The organism is Pseudomonas sp. S32 (genome assembly GCF_016648095.1).
Taxonomy (GTDB): domain Bacteria; phylum Pseudomonadota; class Gammaproteobacteria; order Pseudomonadales; family Pseudomonadaceae; genus Aquipseudomonas; species Aquipseudomonas parafulva.
The window spans coordinates 1-15756 of record NZ_JACVVF010000071.1 but is presented as its reverse complement, the minus strand read 5'-3'; the positions used below and the strand labels follow the sequence as shown (position 1 = coordinate 15756).

The 15756-nt window shown below is 63.3% G+C and carries 15 protein-coding genes; 11 read left to right on the top strand and 4 right to left on the bottom strand.

Annotated elements, in window-relative coordinates:
* Positions 1–246: 246 nt before the first annotated feature.
* A complete protein-coding gene (locus IAE38_RS22585; RefSeq protein ID WP_201219376.1) occupies positions 247–1077 on the top strand; it encodes a DUF2242 domain-containing protein in 831 nt (276 codons plus the stop codon).
* Between the two features lie 264 nt (positions 1078–1341).
* On the opposite strand, the gene IAE38_RS22580 is transcribed toward IAE38_RS22585, so the two are convergent.
* Together IAE38_RS22580 and IAE38_RS22575 are read right to left on the bottom strand one after the other, a co-directional pair.
* Positions 1342–2382 (bottom strand): AraC family transcriptional regulator, encoded by a 1041-nt coding sequence (locus tag IAE38_RS22580; RefSeq protein ID WP_201219375.1) that lies wholly within the window; start codon positions 2380–2382, stop codon positions 1342–1344.
* A 4-nt stretch (positions 2383–2386) separates the two neighbouring features.
* Positions 2387–3505 (bottom strand): nitrilase-related carbon-nitrogen hydrolase, encoded by a 1119-nt coding sequence (locus tag IAE38_RS22575; RefSeq protein WP_201219373.1) that lies wholly within the window; start codon positions 3503–3505, stop codon positions 2387–2389.
* A gap of 182 nt (positions 3506–3687) precedes the next feature.
* Here IAE38_RS22575 and IAE38_RS22570 point away from each other — a divergent pair, with 182 nt between their 5' ends.
* The 4 genes from IAE38_RS22570 to IAE38_RS22555 all read left to right on the top strand — a co-directional run bounded on the left by IAE38_RS22570 (position 3688) and on the right by IAE38_RS22555 (position 7448).
* The gene (locus IAE38_RS22570) at positions 3688–5724 is read left to right on the top strand and encodes an NADPH-dependent 2,4-dienoyl-CoA reductase (RefSeq protein ID WP_201219371.1); all 2037 of its coding nucleotides are present in this window, start codon (positions 3688–3690) and stop codon (positions 5722–5724) included.
* Between the two features lie 129 nt (positions 5725–5853).
* Positions 5854–6210 (top strand): type II toxin-antitoxin system RelE/ParE family toxin, encoded by a 357-nt coding sequence (locus IAE38_RS22565; RefSeq protein ID WP_201219369.1) that lies wholly within the window; start codon positions 5854–5856, stop codon positions 6208–6210.
* Positions 6207–6518, top strand: coding sequence for an XRE family transcriptional regulator (locus tag IAE38_RS22560; RefSeq protein ID WP_201213731.1), 312 nt, complete (start codon positions 6207–6209; stop codon positions 6516–6518). The genes IAE38_RS22565 and IAE38_RS22560 overlap by 4 nt, the downstream gene beginning before the upstream one ends.
* Positions 6519–6557: 39 nt before the next feature.
* Complete coding sequence (locus IAE38_RS22555; protein ID WP_201219367.1) at positions 6558–7448, top strand: 1-aminocyclopropane-1-carboxylate deaminase/D-cysteine desulfhydrase; 891 nt, start codon at positions 6558–6560, stop codon at positions 7446–7448.
* Here IAE38_RS22555 and IAE38_RS22550 read toward each other — a convergent pair.
* Together IAE38_RS22550 and IAE38_RS22545 are read right to left on the bottom strand one after the other, a co-directional pair.
* Entirely contained in the window at positions 7439–7984 is a 546-nt protein-coding gene (locus IAE38_RS22550; RefSeq protein WP_201219365.1) for a cytochrome b, read from the bottom strand. The two genes, IAE38_RS22555 and IAE38_RS22550, sit on opposite strands and share 10 nt — an antisense overlap.
* A gap of 123 nt (positions 7985–8107) precedes the next feature.
* Positions 8108–9085: a DUF1853 family protein gene (locus IAE38_RS22545; protein ID WP_201219364.1), complete on the bottom strand. Its 978-nt coding sequence runs from the start codon at positions 9083–9085 to the stop codon at positions 8108–8110.
* Between the two features lie 43 nt (positions 9086–9128).
* Between IAE38_RS22545 and IAE38_RS22540 the strand changes: the two genes are divergently transcribed.
* The 6 genes from IAE38_RS22540 to pepN are packed head-to-tail and all read left to right on the top strand — an operon-like array spanning position 9129 to position 15646.
* On the top strand, positions 9129–10019 hold the full coding sequence (locus tag IAE38_RS22540; RefSeq protein ID WP_028632385.1) for an NAD(+) kinase: 891 nt from the start codon (positions 9129–9131) through the stop codon (positions 10017–10019).
* Complete coding sequence (locus tag IAE38_RS22535; RefSeq protein WP_028632386.1) at positions 10019–10990, top strand: metallophosphoesterase; 972 nt, start codon at positions 10019–10021, stop codon at positions 10988–10990. Before IAE38_RS22540 ends, IAE38_RS22535 begins: the two co-directional genes overlap by 1 nt.
* Complete coding sequence (locus IAE38_RS22530; RefSeq protein ID WP_201162658.1) at positions 10987–11874, top strand: rhomboid family intramembrane serine protease; 888 nt, start codon at positions 10987–10989, stop codon at positions 11872–11874. The genes IAE38_RS22535 and IAE38_RS22530 overlap by 4 nt, the downstream gene beginning before the upstream one ends.
* Before the next feature lie 13 nt (positions 11875–11887).
* Positions 11888–12148 carry a YeaC family protein gene (locus IAE38_RS22525; protein ID WP_201219363.1) on the top strand — a complete coding sequence of 87 codons (261 nt, stop codon included), beginning with the start codon at positions 11888–11890 and terminating at the stop codon, positions 12146–12148.
* Positions 12145–12975, top strand: a complete 831-nt coding sequence (locus tag IAE38_RS22520) for a DUF2797 domain-containing protein (RefSeq protein ID WP_201162660.1) — start codon at positions 12145–12147, stop codon at positions 12973–12975. The genes IAE38_RS22525 and IAE38_RS22520 overlap by 4 nt, the downstream gene beginning before the upstream one ends.
* Positions 12976–12988: 13 nt before the next feature.
* A complete protein-coding gene (gene pepN / locus IAE38_RS22515) occupies positions 12989–15646 on the top strand; it encodes an aminopeptidase N (RefSeq protein ID WP_201219362.1) in 2658 nt (885 codons plus the stop codon).
* The last annotated feature ends 110 nt before the right edge of the window (positions 15647–15756 follow it).

Sequence of the window (15756 nt, the reverse complement as noted above, 5' to 3'; positions counted from 1 at the left end):
CCGGCCTGTCACGCCGGGGGTCGCGGGTTCGAGTCCCGTCCGCTGCGCCATCTTCGCCAAGAGGCCCCATGAACGCCTCGAAGCAACGTGAAAGCGACCTTTGGGTCGCTTTTTTCGTTTATGGGGCTGGCTGCAAGCTTTATGCACCTTTACCGTAACCTGACCAAGTCTTCACCCTTCAGCGGTTCCAGTGCCTGCCCGCTGTGTTGCACAATAGGCACCCTGTCGAGATACCCGGAATCCGCAATGACCAGATCTTCCGTCTTTGCTGCGCTCGGGCTGGCCGTAGTGCTGGCCGGTGTGGCCGGTTGCACGTCGAAAAAGGCTGCTGTGTACGAGCATGAGAACTTTGACGACTCGGGCACGTTCTCGCGCAGCTTTCCGGTGGGCGATGCCAGCTCGTGCGAGGCGGCGCGAAGGGCGCTGCTGAGCCAGGGCTATATCATCACCAGCAGTGGCGCGAACCAGGTGGTGGGCAACAAGAGCTTTCAGCAGAACAGCGATAACCACCTGCAGATCAGCTTCAACGTCACCTGTGCCCCGGATGCCAGTGACGACCAGCACTCCACCATGTTCGCCAACGCCTTGCAGGACCGGTATGCCCTGAAAAAGTCCAATACCTCCGCAAGCTTGGGTGTTGGGGTATTGGGTTCTGTATCGATGCCGATCGGGTCCAGTGACGATTCGATGGTGAAGGTGGCAAGCGAGACGGTCACGGCTGCGCAGTTCTATGACCGCTATTTTGCTTTGGTAGAAAGCTACCTGCCCAAACCCAAGCCCAAGCCCGCCAATGTCAGCAAGGCCAAGGTGGAGGAGGCGCCGGTGAAGGCTGAAAAGCCAGCCGTTGTTCTGGGCCTGCCTGAGCAGCCTGCGGCGCCCGCCGCGGCGCCGACTTCGTTGCAGGAAACAGCACCTGCGCCTGCTGCGGCGGCTAGCGAGCCGGTAAACCCGCCGGTAGCGGTGCCTGCGGTGGATGATGCCCAGGGGTCGCAGCCGGTAGCCCCGCCTGCTGAGACCGCGCCCATCGAGGTGCAGCCTGCGGTCGAGCCAGTCGAAGCGACAACGCCAGCCCAGTGATGCCGGCTCGTTGTGGCTCAGCACCGCAGTCCGCGCACATGCCTGGTTACAGACGGCCTGCGATAAGTTTTTGAACACCTGCTACGTTTATCTCTCAAATGCTTGTCATCATTTCTTCATCCTACCTGCTTAGGTTGAAGACAGCACCGACACAGACATCATGAGAACAGGACGCAGGGCTATGGACGACTATCAGGAAGAACTTCTCGAATTCCAGGCGTACGAACTGGACACCTCGGAACCGGCAGACGACGCCACCGAGCTTTAGACGGCTCGCCGCTGATTGCGGCGAAACTCTCCCGGTGTGAGCTGCGTCCAGCGCTTGAATGCGCGCTGGAAGGCTTCGGCAGACGCGAACCCCAACAGATAGGCAATCTCCCCAAAGGCCAGCTCTGTGTCGCGTATGTAGGTTTCTGCCAGGTCGCGGCGGGTTTCATTCAGCAGGTCCCTGAAACGCGTCCCTTCTTCGGCCAGCCTGCGGCGCAGCGTCCAAGTGGGCAGTTGCAGCGCAACGGCCACCTCATCCAGCTCCGGTTCACGGCCCCCACTGAGCAGTGGCCCTAGCAGGTGGGTAATACGCTCGCCCAGGCTGCGCACGCGTGTCAGTTGCAGCAATTGGGCTTCACACAACTGCTGCAAATGCTGCCAGGTGCTCGGGCAGTGCCCAGGGTTGGGTGAGCGCAACGTTTGCTGGCTAAGCCTCAGCTGGTTGTATGCTGCGCCGAATTGCACCGGTGTGCTGGACAACACCTGGTACTGGCCGGCGTAGGCGGGTGCGGTAAACTCGATTTCCAACCGCTCCGCCTGCACAGGCTTGCCGGCCAGGTCAGCCAGTTGAGCCAGCCAACCCGCAAGCAGTGAGTCCACCACGAAGCGGTTGTAATCGTTGTAGGGGCTGATGGAATAAAAACGCAGCCATGCACCGCTGGCGTCTTCGTGAACACTCGAGTGGCCACGGTAATTGGCGGCATACAGGGGTTCGAAGCGCAGCAACGTGCGTGCTGCCTCACCCAGCGTTGGTGCTTGGGCCGCAGTTACCCCAGCCAGCCCTGCCTGGGCCAGCCGGCTGCGCAAACCCATGTGCAGCCCCAGTGCGGGCTCCTGGCACAGTTCTATGGCCGCGTGACCCAGATGCATATACCGCGGGATCGACAGGCGAGCACCGGCTTCGGCCAGGCGGGCTGGCCCCAGGCCATAGCGGCGCAGGAGTGGTTCGGGGTCATGGCCCAGCGCCCTGACGGCTTCGGCCAGCGGCTGCACGAACCCTACCGACAGGTCGCCAAGCCTCACGCGAGGGCGGGCCATACACCTACAGCCATAGATTCAGCAGACGGGCGCCGGCACTGGGAGCGCCGGTGAACAATTGCCCAGACTGGCGTGCAAAACCCTGACCATCCGTCCCTTGCTCCCAGAACTGACCTCGCATGAACACACTCATGCTGCCGAGCATCGGCCCCGTGGTGTCGGTGAGGCGATGCCAGGCCACTTGCTCGCTGACCTCCCCGCGCTTGAGCGGCAAGTGTGTCGCCGCCGGTTGATGACGGTTGCCACGCCAGGGTGCTTGCCAGCTGCCCTTGCCAGGCAGGTACACCGGGTTCACCACCAGCTCCACAGCCTGGCTGGCCAATTGCTGGCGGGTCTCCGGGTACCAGCTGTCGCTGCCCAGCAGCACCCCCAGCCGGCCGGCCGGGGTTTGTACAACGTGCAGGGGCTGTTGCCGACCGTTGTGGATGTAGCGGCGGCTCTCGCTGTCTGGATACTGCTGGCGCTGAGGCTCGCCCAGCAGGGAGCCATCGCTTGCGAACACGACGCTGTTGTTAAACAGCGGGCCGCGCCCGGCATGCAGAGCGCCCTGTTTGACATAGGGCGCTGGCAGCACGATGGACCCGGCCACCAGGGTGACACCGAACTCCCTGGCCAGGCCGCCGAACAGCTGCTGGTAATCCGTTGCCATTTGCTCTGCTTTCATGCGCAGGTGAGCATCGGCGCGCCGGTCATCGCCTTCGGCGGCAAGCATGGCCAGGCCGTAGCGTAGCGGGTTGCTCAGTTCCAGCCATTGCAGGGCCTCACGGCTTTGCGTCACCTGGTACAGCTCGTTCTTCTCGCCCCGTGCCCATAACCAGGTACCAATGTGCTCGGGCAGCACCACCACCGTTCTGGCATTCACCAACCCCAGTGCGCGTGCCTGCTCCAGATAGGCGGCAAGTTTGCGGTGCAGGCGTTGCAGGTTCTGGTAATCACCTGGATAAAGCAGTGGTTCAACGCCAAGCAGGTTGCCACGGTCGCCGGGCACGCCTTGGTCGACCGCCAGTTCGATACGCAGGTCAGAGAGGTAATGGCCTTCCGGGCGTTGTTGTGTCCAGAAACCGTACCCGCACAGGGCGGCAACCATCACCAGCGCCAGGGCGCTTGCCAGAATTTTTCGCATGAAGCTGTAAGGTGCCTTCAGAGCAGGGGGGCTTAGGTTAGCCCTGCTGTACGTCAGGATCAATAACTTGTCAGTTTCAGTCATTGAGCCTGTTCAAACGGCTGTTTAATGTCGGGGACATACAACAGTGGTGCCGCCGAAGGCGAAGTACCCGCATACCGTGATCACCTGGGAATCGAACCATGGCAACCAACCTTTACCCGCACCTGCTGGCCCCGCTGGACCTGGGCTTCACCACCCTGCGCAACCGTGCATTGATGGGTTCCATGCACACTGGCCTGGAAGAACGCCCGGGTGGCTTCGAGCGCATGGCCGCCTACTTCGCGGAGCGTGCCCGGGGCGGCGTCGGCTTGATGGTGACCGGCGGTATAGCGCCCAACGATGAGGGTGGCGTATACGCCGGTGCCGCCAAGCTGAGTACCGAGGAAGAGGCCGACAACCACCGCATCGTGACCGAGGCGGTGCATGCCGCAGGCGGCAAGATCTGCCTGCAGATTCTGCACGCCGGGCGCTATGCCTACAGCCCGCGCCAGGTGGCACCCAGCGCGATCCAAGCACCAATCAACCCGTTCAAACCCCAAGCACTGGACGAGGCAGGTATCGAGAAGCAGATCGCTGACTTCGTCAATTGCGCGGTCCTGGCCCAGCGTGCCGGGTACGACGGCGTAGAGGTGATGGGGTCGGAGGGCTACTTCATCAACCAGTTCCTGGCCGCCCACACCAATCACCGCACTGACCGCTGGGGTGGCAGCTACGAAAACCGCATGCGCCTGGCGGTGGAAATTGTCACGCGGGTAAGGGCGGCGGTGGGCCCGAACTTTATCATCATCTTCCGCCTGTCCATGCTCGACCTGGTCGAAGGCGGCAGTAGCTGGGAAGAAATCGAGCAACTGGCCAAGGCCATCGAGCGGGCTGGCGCCACGTTGATCAACACCGGTATTGGCTGGCACGAGGCGCGCATTCCGACGATTGCCACCAAGGTGCCACGCGCTGCATTCACCAAGGTTACCGCCAAACTGCGGGGTGCGGTCGGCATCCCGTTGATTACCACCAACCGCATCAATACCCCGGAAGTGGCCGAAAGGGTGCTGGCCGACGGCGACGCAGACATGGTGTCCATGGCGCGGCCATTTCTGGCGGACCCGGCATTCGTCAACAAGGCGGCCGCGGGCCGTGCCGCCGAAATCAACACCTGTATCGGCTGCAACCAGGCGTGCCTGGACCACACGTTTGGCGGCAAGCTGACCAGCTGCCTGGTCAACCCACGTGCCTGTCACGAAACCGAGCTCAACTACCTGCCGGTGCAAACGGCCAAACGTATTGCCGTGGTGGGCGCAGGCCCGGCCGGCCTGGCAGCGGCCACCGTCGCCGCCGAGCGGGGGCATGCAGTGACGCTGTACGACGCCGCCCGTGAAATAGGCGGGCAATTCAACGTGGCCAAGCGGGTGCCCGGCAAGGAGGAGTTCTACGAAACGCTGCGGTACTTCGGCAACAAGGTGCGTAGCACAGGCGTTGACCTGCAGCTGAACACCCGCGTTGATGTACCCACGCTGCTGGCGGGCGGCTACGACGAAATCATCCTGGCCACGGGTATTGCACCCCGTACGCCAGCCATCCCGGGTATCGAGCACCCGATGGTGCTCAGTTACCTGGACGTGCTGCTGGAGCGCAAGCCGGTGGGCAGGGCTGTCGCGGTTATCGGTGCGGGGGGCATCGGCTTCGACGTATCCGAGTACCTGGTGCACCAAGGTGTGGCCAGTAGTCAGGACCGGGAGGCCTTCTGGAAGGAATGGGGCATCGACACGCACCTGCAGGCGCGAGGTGGCGTGGCAGGCATCAAGCCCGAGCCTCACGCCCCGGCGCGCCAGGTCTATCTGTTGCAACGCAAAAAGACCAAGGTAGGCGACGGCCTAGGCAAGACCACCGGCTGGATCCACCGTGCCGGGTTGAAGAACAAGCACGTACAGATGTTGAACAGTGTCGAGTACCTGGCCATCGACGACGCCGGCTTGCACGTGCGGGTAGCAGACGGCGAGCCCCAGGTGCTTGCGGTGGACAACATCGTGATCTGCGCCGGGCAGGAGCCCCTGCGTGAACTGCAGGCGGGGCTGCTGGCAGCAGGGCAGTCGGTACACCTGATTGGCGGCGCCGACGTGGCGGCAGAGCTGGATGCCAAGCGGGCGATCGACCAGGGGTCCAGGTTGGCGGCGCGGCTTTGATACGGTGGAACTCACGCCCTTTCTGCCACCCGTTTGCATCTGCAAATTCGCCCCTAAGGCGTTCAGCAGCAATGTGTTGCGTTACCCCATTTGTGGTTGAGTTATGAACCTTTTTTGGTACACTTGTGCATGAGCCAGATCCCTCCGACGCTGAATGTTCATTTTTATCGTACAGAAGTAGGCAACGAACCCGTTCGAGAGTGGCTGGCCCAGATCCCTCGTGAGCACAAACGAATGATCGGTACCGAAATCAAAACAGTTCAAATTGGCTGGCCAATTGGGATGCCGGTGGTCAGGAAGCTTGACAAAGGCCTATGGGAAGTCAGGGTGAATCTTGTGGACACCGTGGCTCGTGTCCTCTTTACCATCCAAGGGAACGCCATGGTTCTACTGCATGGTTTTATAAAGAAGAGTCAGAAAACACCGGCTTCTGACTTGGACACTGCCAAGCAGCGTAAGGCAACACTGGAGACGAACAAGCAATGAATCAGCATATTGGCTCGGATTTCGACGATTTCCTTTCAGAGCAAGGCCTTGCAGAAGAAGTGTCTGCTGCTGCCCTAAAACGCGTCATTGCATGGCAGATCGCTGAAGCCATGAAAATGCAGAAGGTCACAAAAAAAGCACTCGCTGAACGCATGCATACCAGCCGAACCGCAGTTGATCGGGCGCTTGATCAAGATGACCCAGGTATGACGTTGGCAACCTTGGCTAGCGCCGCGCGTGCGCTCGGGCAGCGCGTTGAGGTAAGGCTTGTACCTGAGCAAGAGACTGTCCGCGCTCAATTCCGATGAGCCGAGCCATCTAGGAGCGCTTTCCAGCTGCGATGACCCATGCGCTTCGACCTCCCGCAAGCCCCCCTGCAACCGCTGCACCTGCCCTGGCTGGCCAGTGCCAGGGTGCAGGTCGCTGTCTTGCGCCTTGACCTCATCGACCCGCTGATCAGCGGCAATAAATGGTTCAAGCTGCGCCATCACTTGGCGCACGCCGACGCCAGCGCGGCCCCGGGGCTGATCAGCCTGGGTGGCAACCACTCCAATCACCTGCACGCCTTGGCGGCTGCCGGCAGGCGTTTCGGTTTTGCCACGGCTGGCCTGCTGCGTGGCCAGCCGCAAGACACGCCCACCGTGCGCGATCTACAGGCTCTGGGTATGCAATTGCACTGGCTGGGCTACGAGGGTTACCGCGCACGGCATCAGCCTGGTTTCTGGGCGCCTTGGCAGGCGCAGTACCCAGGCTGGCATTGCATTGCCGAGGGCGGCGGTGGGTTGGCGGGTGCTGAAGGTTGTGCGCTGATCATGCAGCAGGCACGTTCGGGGCTTTCGGCGATAGGCTGGGCCGGCTACGACGCCTGGTGGCTTGCTGCCGGTACGGGCACCACGCTGGCCGGCCTGGTGCTGGCGGAGGCGGGGGGGCACACCGTGCATGGAGCACTGGCGGTACCTTTGGGGTATGGCGTGCCGCTGGCAGTTCAGGCGCTGGTTGGCGACCATGGCTACCAGCTGCATGAGGCGTGCCGTGGCGGCTTCGGCAAGTTTGACGACGAATTGCTGGCCTTTATCGAAGCCAGCGAACAGGCCACTGGCGTACCCCTGGAAGCCCTCTACACAGGCAAGGCGTTGCTCGCGTTGCGCGATAAGGTAGAGGCCGGCTACTTCGCCCCCGGCACGCGGCTGATCTTCGTGCATACCGGGGGGCTGCAGGGGCGCCGGGGTTACTTGTAGGGCAGCATGCGCAACAGGGTGTTATCGCGCTTGATGTAGTGGTGATACAGCCCGGCCACGGCGTGCAGGCCGATCAACCAGTAGCCCCAGGTGCCGATACGTTCGTGCCAGCCTTTGATGAACTTGGCCTGGTCGGGGTCTGCGCCTACCAGGTGCGGCAGTTCCAGCCCATAGAAGGGCACAGGCTTGTCGGCTGCGCTGAGGATCAGCCAGCCGGCCAGCGGCATGCCGATCATCAGCACGTAGAGCAACAGGTGCATCAGGTGTGCAAGGCCTGTCTGCCAGGCTGGAGGCTTGGGCAGGATGGGCGGCGTAGGGTTTACGAGACGCATGGCCAGGCGCAGCCAGACCAGCACGAAGACGCTGAGGCCGAGCATGAAATGCAGGTCTTTCATCAGGTTGCGTTCGGCGCTGTCCCGCGGGAACAGGCCGCGCAGTTCGATGCAGGCATAGACGGCAGCCAGCAGCACCAGCATCAGCCAGTGCAGGATTATGGACGCGCGCGCGTAGTGGGGCGCCGGGGTGGACGAAACCATGCGTGTTCCTCATCGTCAGGTCGGGGGTGGCGCTCTTGATGGCGCTCAGGTGCCAGTGTACCGGCAACCTCAGGCAGATCTTTGCTTCAAATCCGTGAAAATTGTGTAGTCGGGCATCGCTACTCAGGCGGCCGGCGCGCACGGCCAACCCTCTGGCACCACAAACACGCGCTCGGCCTCCTGCCAGGCGCCGTTGCTGTCCGGCACCAAGCGCACCAGCAATTGCGCGGGTGCATGGACAGGCAGCAGGTGCAACCAGGCCGCGAAGCGCTCCGTACCCCAGACATCGGTGGCCTCCGCCCGCGCAGGTGCCAGCCAGGCGTGGCGTGGCAATGGCTGCCAACAGTCACCTGCATGGGTGTACCACGCCGGGCGCCGCACCCAGCGCCCGCGCAAATGGTGCGGGTTTGCCCCTTCAGGCGCCTCGGCGTGGGCGGGCCATGGGTAGAACAGGTACCCGCCCATCCACACGTGCGCCTGCAGCGCGCCCACATCGAAGCTGTCCAGCCTGGCCCGGCCCTGGGCGCTGGCCGACATGGCCAACTGGTGATGCCGGAGGTGGGCGAGCTTGTTCCCCAGCCGGTCATGGCAGCCTGGCCCCAGCCAGCCATCACGGTCGGTGCCGGCCCCCTCCGGGCCGAGGTACAGCTTGATGGCAAGTTCCAGGTGGTGCACCCCGTCGCGGTCCCGCACCACTGCATCCAGCTCGCCCAGTGTGCGCCCCCCTTCGCGAATGGCCAGGTTGGCACCCAGCAGCTCCACCCCTGGCGCATGGTGCAAGGCAAACTGCCAGAGCCGCTCGTAATACATGCCCAGGCGGCGGCTGGTCAGGGTTGCCAGCCATGCCTGCAAAGGGCGATCGTCGGCGTCCAGTGCCTGCAGCCAATGCGCGAGCTGCTGCGGATGGTCCACCCACAGGCTGCCCGCCAGCGGATGGCGCTGGGGGCAAGGCGCGGCGCTGAGTAGCGGCGGCGACACCAGCGTCCAGGCCAGGTCGCGGACGGCGGGGCGGCGTAACTGGCGTGGCAGGTGTTCAAGCTGGGCAAATGGCATCATGCTGCGAGCATAGCCGGTTTGCTGCTGCCCTGTGGTTTCGCCCATAATCGCTGCATCGTCACCCGTCGCAGAGCCTTGCAGGAGCCCCATGGAGCAATTTCGCAATATCGGTATCATCGGTCGCCTTGGCAGCTCGCAGGTGCTCGACACTATCCGCCGGCTGAAGCAGTTTCTCCTCGAGCGCCACCTGCACGTGATCCTCGAAGACACCATTGCAGAAGTGCTGCCCGGCCATGGCCTGCAAACGTCTACCCGCAAGCTGCTGGGTGAGGTCTGCGACCTGGTGATCGTGGTGGGTGGTGATGGCAGCCTGCTAGGCGCGGCCCGCGCGCTGGCGCGCCACAACATCCCGGTACTGGGCATCAACCGTGGCAACCTGGGCTTTCTCACCGACATCCGCCCCGACGAGCTCGAAGAGAAGGTGGCCGAAGTGCTCGATGGCCACTACCTGGTGGAAAACCGCTTCCTGCTGCAGGCCGAGGTGCGCCGGCACCATGAAGCCATCGGCCAGGGCGATGCCCTGAACGATGTGGTGCTGCACCCTGGCAAGTCCACCCGCATGATCGAGTTCGAGATCTACATCGATGGCCAGTTCGTCTGCAGCCAGAAGGCCGATGGCCTGATCGTCGCCACGCCTACCGGCTCCACGGCCTATGCACTGTCGGCAGGCGGCCCGATCATGCACCCCAAGCTCGATGCCATCGTGATCGTGCCCATGTACCCGCATACCCTGTCTGGGCGGCCCATCGTGGTGGATGGCAACAGCGAACTGAAGATTGTGGTGGCCAAGGACCTGCAGATCTACCCGCAGGTGTCCTGCGACGGGCAAAACCACTTTACCTGTGCCCCGGGTGACACCATCACCGTAAGCAAGAAGCCGCAGAAACTGCGTCTGATCCACCCCCTGGGCCACAATTACTACGAAGTCTGCCGTACCAAGCTCGGTTGGGGCAGCCGCCTGGGGGGCAGGGACGACTGATGCTCGATCCGGCGCGCAGTTTCGACATCATCGGTGACGTTCACGGCTGTGCCCACACCCTGGAACGCTTGCTCGATACCCTCGGTTACCAGCGCATCGGCGGCGTATGGCGCCACCCGCGGCGCCAGGCGCTGTTCTTGGGCGACATCGTCGACCGCGGCCCACGCATTCGCGAGGCCCTGCATATCGTTCATGGCATGGTCGAGGCGGGGCAGGCGTTCTGCATCATGGGCAACCACGAATACAGCGCCCTGGGCTGGGTGACCCCGGCGCTGCCGGGCAGTGGCAAGGCGTTCGTGCGTGAGCACACACCACGCCATGCGCGCCTCATCGACGAAACCCTCACCCAGTTTGCCCAGCACCCTGGCGACTGGCACGCGTTCGTCAACTGGTTCTATCAGCTGCCCCTGTTCATCGACGCCGGCCGTTTTCGCCTGGTGCATGCCTGTTGGGACGCCAGCCTGATCGACCCCCTGCGCCAGCAGTACCCGGATGGTCGCATCGACCAGCACTTTCTCCAGGCCTCGGCGGTGAGCGGCAGCTTTGCCGCCAATGTCTGCAACCGGCTGCTGCGCGGTACGGACATGCGCCTGCCTGACGGCCTTACCCTGACCGGGGGCGATGGCCTGACCCGCGCCTTCTTCCGCACCAAGTTCTGGGAGGAAGACCCGAAAACCTACGGCGACATCGTGTTCCAGCCCGATGCCCTGCCCGCCGAAGTGGCCAGCACGCCGCTCAGCCACAGCCAGAAAAACGCCTTGTTGCGGTATGCCGAGGACGAGCCGTTGCTGTTCGTCGGCCACTACTGGCGCAGCGGGCGCCCGGCGCCGATTCGCAGCAACCTGGCCTGCCTCGACTACAGTGCAGTGCTGTACGGCAAGCTGGTCGCCTACCGGCTGGATGACGAAACCCGTATCGACCCGCACAAGTTCGTGTGGGTGGATGTCGACCGACCACAGGCAAGCCAATGAACATTATCGAAGTGATGCGCCTGCCGCTGGCGGTGGACCTCAGCGGCTTCATCCAGTTGCTGCAGCGTCTGCAGGTGCCGCACCGGGTCAGCGAGGAGGGTGAGAGCCAGGTGCTCTGGGCGCCCGATACCCTGGCCGAGCAAGTGCAACAGCTGTACCAGCGCTACCCGGACGGCGATGCTGATCTGCAACTGGCCGAGCCTGCCGACGGGCCAGATGCAGGCGAACGAGCGCCCGCACAGCCATCCCTGGCTGCCCAGGCCAAGGCCTGCAAGGTCACCGCCCTGACCTTGCTGCTGTGCCTGGTGGTGGCCGGGCTGACCAGCCTTGGCGAGAACTTCACCACCCTGCGCTGGTTCACCTTCCTCGATTTCCGGGTGCAGGGTGATTACCTGTATTTCCGCCCGCTGGCCGAAGGCCTTGCGCAAGGCCAGTGGTGGCGGCTGGTGTCGCCCATGTTGCTGCACTTCGGTGTGCTGCACCTTGCCATGAACAGCCTGTGGTTCTGGGAGCTGGGCAAACGCATCGAGCTGCGCCAGGGGGCATGGTCCCTGCTGGGCCTTACCCTGCTGTTCAGCGTAGTGTCCAACCTGGCGCAACACTTCACCAGCGGGCCAGGCTTGTTCGGCGGCTTGTCGGGGGTACTGTACGGGCTGCTCGGGCACATCTGGTTGTACCAGTGGCTGGCGCCCAACCGTTACTTCGCCCTGCCCAAGGGCGTTCTGGTAATGATGCTCATCTGGCTGGTGGTATGCCTCACCGGCGTGGTCGGCACGCTCGGCCTCGGCCAGATCGCCAACGCGGCACACGTCGGCGGGTTGCTCATCGGATGCCTGACCGGGCTCTTGGGCGGGGCGCTGGCCCGGCGTAAACTGTCGGCTTGAATCAGGAGACACTATGTCCACTTTCGCGCAAATGATCGAAAACATCACACCGGAAATCTACGAAAGCCTGAAGCTGGCCGTGGAAATCGGCAAATGGTCCGACGGGCGCAAGCTGACCGCCGAACAGAAAGAACTGTCGTTGCAGGCGGTCATCGCCTGGGAGATTAAAAACCTGCCCGAGGACCAGCGTACCGGTTACATGGGCCCGCAGGAATGCGCGTCCAAGTCCGCGCCTGCCCCTAACATCCTGTTCAAGTCGGACTCGGTACATTGATCGAACTCGCTCGTGGCTCGTTGAGCAAGATGGCTGTCAGCCTTGCAGCCCCTGTTGTGCAGTACAGCTTTCGCCTGGGCGATACCCAGGTACCGGTCAACCCGCTGATCGGTCAGCGGGTGCGCCTTGAGTACCTGGGCGCCATTCACTGCAGCCACTGTGGCAAGCGTACCAAGACCAGCTTCAGCCAGGGTTACTGCTACCCGTGCATGACCAAGCTGGCCCAGTGCGATATCTGCATCATGGCGCCGGAACGCTGCCACTACGATGCAGGCACCTGCCGCGAACCGTCCTGGGGCGAGCAGTTCTGCATGACCGATCACGTGGTCTACCTGGCCAATTCCTCCGGGATCAAGGTTGGCATCACCCGGGCCACTCAACTGCCCACCCGCTGGCTCGACCAGGGTGCCAGCCAGGCGCTGCCGATTCTGCGGGTTGCGACCCGCCAGCAGTCCGGGCTGGTCGAAGACCTGCTGCGCAGCCAGGTGCCTGACCGCACCAATTGGCGGGCACTGCTCAAGGGCAATGCGGAGGTGCTCGACCTGCCGGCGGTGCGTGATCAGGTGCTGGAGGCGTGCGCGCCTGGCCTGGCCGAGCTGCAGGCGCGGTTCGGCTTGCAGGCCATTCAGCCGCTCACCGATGCTGAAGTGGTGCACATGAACTACCCGGTAGAGGCTTACCCGCAAAAGATCGTGAGCTTCAACCTGGACAAAGACCCGGTCGTTGAAGGCACGCTGCTGGGTATCAAGGGCCAGTACCTGATCTTTGATAACGGCGTGATCAATATTCGCAAGTACACGGCCTATCAGTTGGCCGTGCTCCAGTAAAAAGGACCTGCACATGCGTACCGAACAACCCCAAGTGATCTACCTCAAGGATTACCAGGCGCCCGATTACCTGATCGACGAGACGCACCTGACCTTCGAGCTGTTCGAGGACCACACCCTGGTGCATGCGCAACTGGTGATGCGCCGTAACCCGGCGCAGGGCGCCGGCCTGCCGCCCTTGCGCCTCGATGGCCAGCAGATCGAACTGCTGCGCGCCGCCCTGGACGACGAAGCGTTGCAGCCAGGGGATTACCAGCTGGCCGCCGACAGCCTGACCGTGCAGCCCAAGGCCGAGCGTTTCACCCTCGACACCAGCGTCAAGATCCACCCCGAGAGCAATACCGCGCTGGAAGGCCTGTACAAGTCGGGCAAGATGTTCTGCACCCAGTGCGAGGCCGAGGGCTTCCGCAAGATCACCTACTACCTCGACCGCCCCGATGTCATGAGCACCTTCACCACCACGGTGATTGCCGAGCAGCATCGCTACCCCGTGCTGCTGTCCAACGGCAACCCGGTGGGCAGCGGCCCGGCAGAAGATGGCCGCCACTGGGCCACCTGGGAAGACCCGTTCATGAAACCGGCCTACCTGTTCGCGCTGGTGGCAGGTGACCTGTGGTGCGTGGAAGACAGTTTCAGCCGCCAGTCGGGCCGCGCCGTGACCCTGCGCATCTACGTGGAGCCGGAGAACATCGACAAGTGCGACCACGCCATGGTCAGCCTGAAGAAATCCATGCGCTGGGACGAGGAGGTGTACGGCCGCGAGTACGACCTGGACATCTTCATGATCGTCGCGGTGAACGACTTCAACATGGGCGCCATGGAAAACAAGGGCCTGAACATCTTCAACTCCAGCTGCGTGCTGGCCCGTGCCGAAACCGCCACGGATGCTGCGCACCAGCGTGTTGAAGGGGTGGTGGCCCACGAATACTTCCACAACTGGTCGGGCAACCGTGTCACCTGCCGTGACTGGTTCCAGCTGTCGCTCAAGGAAGGCTTCACGGTGTTCCGCGATGCCGAGTTCAGTGCCGACATGAACTCGCGCACGGTCAAGCGTATCGAGGACGTAGCCTACCTGCGCACCCACCAGTTCGCCGAAGACGCAGGCCCCATGGCGCACCCGGTGCGCCCTGACAGCTTCATCGAGATCTCCAACTTCTACACCCTTACCGTGTACGAGAAGGGCGCGGAGGTGGTGCGCATGGTGCGTACCTTGCTGGGGGCAGATGGTTTCCGCAAGGGCAGTGACCTGTACTTCGAGCGTCACGATGGCCAGGCGGTGACCACCGACGACTTCATCAAGGCGATGGAGGACGCGAACGCGGTAGACCTGGCCCAGTTCAAGCGCTGGTACAGCCAGGCCGGTACGCCACGGGTGGAGGCCACTGACGCCTACGATGCCGCTGCACAGACGTACAGCCTGACCTTCCGCCAGAGCTGCCCGCAGACGCCTGACAAGGCCGAGAAGCTGCCGTTCGTGATCCCGGTCGAGCTGGGCCTGCTGGATGCCCAGGGTAACGACCTGCCCCTGCAACTGGCCGGGGAACCTGCCGCGGGCGGCACCACGCGGGTGTTGTCGGTAACCGAGGCCGAGCAGACCTTCACCTTCCAGGGCGTGCAGGCCAAGCCGCTGCCGTCGTTGCTGCGAGGCTTCAGCGCGCCGGTCAAGCTCAGCTACCCCTACGATCGTAACCAGTTGATGTTCCTGATGCAGCACGACAGCGACGGTTTCAACCGCTGGGAGGCCGGCCAGCAGTTGTCGGTGCAGGTACTGCAGGAACTGATCGGCCAGCATCAGCGTGGTGAAGCCTTGACGCTGGACCCACGGCTGATCACTGCCTTGGGCACCGTGCTGGGCGACGCCTCGCTGGACCCGGCCATGGTGGCTGAAATGCTGTCGCTCCCCGGTGAGGCCTACCTGACCGAGATCAGCCAGGTGGCGGATGTGGACGCCATTCACGCCGCACGCGAATATGCGCGCCAGCAGATCGCCGAGCAGTTGTTCGATGCCCTATGGGCGCGCTACCAGGCTAACCGCGAGGTGTCCCGGAGCACGGCGTACGTCGCCTCTGCCGAGCATTTCGCCCGCCGCAGCCTGCAGAACATTGCCCTGTCGTACCTGATGCAGACTGGCCGGCCCGAGGTGCTGCAGGCTACGCTCGAGCAGTTCGAGCACTGTGACAACATGACGGAACGCCTGACGGCACTGGCAGTGCTGGTCAACTCACCGTTCGAGGCTGAGCGGGCCAAGGCGCTGGAAACGTTCGCCGAACACTTCAAGGACAACCCGCTGGTCATGGACCAGTGGTTCAGCGTGCAGGCAGGCAGCACCTTGCCAGGTGGCCTGGCACGCGTGAAAGCCCTGATGCAGCACCCGGCGTTCACGCTGAAGAACCCGAACAAGGTGCGCGCGCTGGTGGGGGCGTTTGCCGGGCAGAACCTGGTCAACTTCCATGCGGCCGACGGTTCCGGTTACCGCTTCCTGTCGGATCTGGTGATCGAGCTGAATGCGCTGAACCCGCAGATTGCTTCGCGCCAATTGGCACCGCTGACCCGCTGGCGCAAGTACGACGCCGCCCGCCAGGCGCTGATGAAGGCCGAGCTGCAGCGGATTCTCGCCTCTGGTGAGCTGTCCAGTGATGTGTATGAAGTGGTGAGCAAGAGCCTGGCCTGAACCGTGCCCCCGCCGCGCAAACCCTTTTATGCCAATCAGGGCATGACGGGGTTTGTGTGGGGGCCCCCGCCCCCCCGCCGCGCGGGGGGGGGGGGGAGGGGGGGGGGGGC

Bases quoted from the DNA above. Each gene is read 5' to 3' on its own strand.
- IAE38_RS22585 (WP_201219376.1), top strand. From the start codon at position 247: ATGACCAGATCTTCCGTCTTTGCTGCGCTCGGGCTGGCCGTAGTGCTG.
- IAE38_RS22580 (WP_201219375.1), bottom strand. From the start codon at position 2,382: ATGGCCCGCCCTCGCGTGAGGCTTGGCGACCTGTCGGTAGGGTTCGTG.
- IAE38_RS22575 (WP_201219373.1), bottom strand. From the start codon at position 3,505: ATGCGAAAAATTCTGGCAAGCGCCCTGGCGCTGGTGATGGTTGCCGCC.
- IAE38_RS22570 (WP_201219371.1), top strand. From the start codon at position 3,688: ATGGCAACCAACCTTTACCCGCACCTGCTGGCCCCGCTGGACCTGGGC.
- IAE38_RS22565 (WP_201219369.1), top strand. From the start codon at position 5,854: ATGAGCCAGATCCCTCCGACGCTGAATGTTCATTTTTATCGTACAGAA.
- IAE38_RS22560 (WP_201213731.1), top strand. From the start codon at position 6,207: ATGAATCAGCATATTGGCTCGGATTTCGACGATTTCCTTTCAGAGCAA.
- IAE38_RS22555 (WP_201219367.1), top strand. From the start codon at position 6,558: ATGCGCTTCGACCTCCCGCAAGCCCCCCTGCAACCGCTGCACCTGCCC.
- IAE38_RS22550 (WP_201219365.1), bottom strand. From the start codon at position 7,984: ATGGTTTCGTCCACCCCGGCGCCCCACTACGCGCGCGCGTCCATAATC.
- IAE38_RS22545 (WP_201219364.1), bottom strand. From the start codon at position 9,085: ATGGGCGAAACCACAGGGCAGCAGCAAACCGGCTATGCTCGCAGCATG.
- IAE38_RS22540 (WP_028632385.1), top strand. From the start codon at position 9,129: ATGGAGCAATTTCGCAATATCGGTATCATCGGTCGCCTTGGCAGCTCG.
- IAE38_RS22535 (WP_028632386.1), top strand. From the start codon at position 10,019: ATGCTCGATCCGGCGCGCAGTTTCGACATCATCGGTGACGTTCACGGC.
- IAE38_RS22530 (WP_201162658.1), top strand. From the start codon at position 10,987: ATGAACATTATCGAAGTGATGCGCCTGCCGCTGGCGGTGGACCTCAGC.
- IAE38_RS22525 (WP_201219363.1), top strand. From the start codon at position 11,888: ATGTCCACTTTCGCGCAAATGATCGAAAACATCACACCGGAAATCTAC.
- pepN (WP_201219362.1), top strand. From the start codon at position 12,989: ATGCGTACCGAACAACCCCAAGTGATCTACCTCAAGGATTACCAGGCG.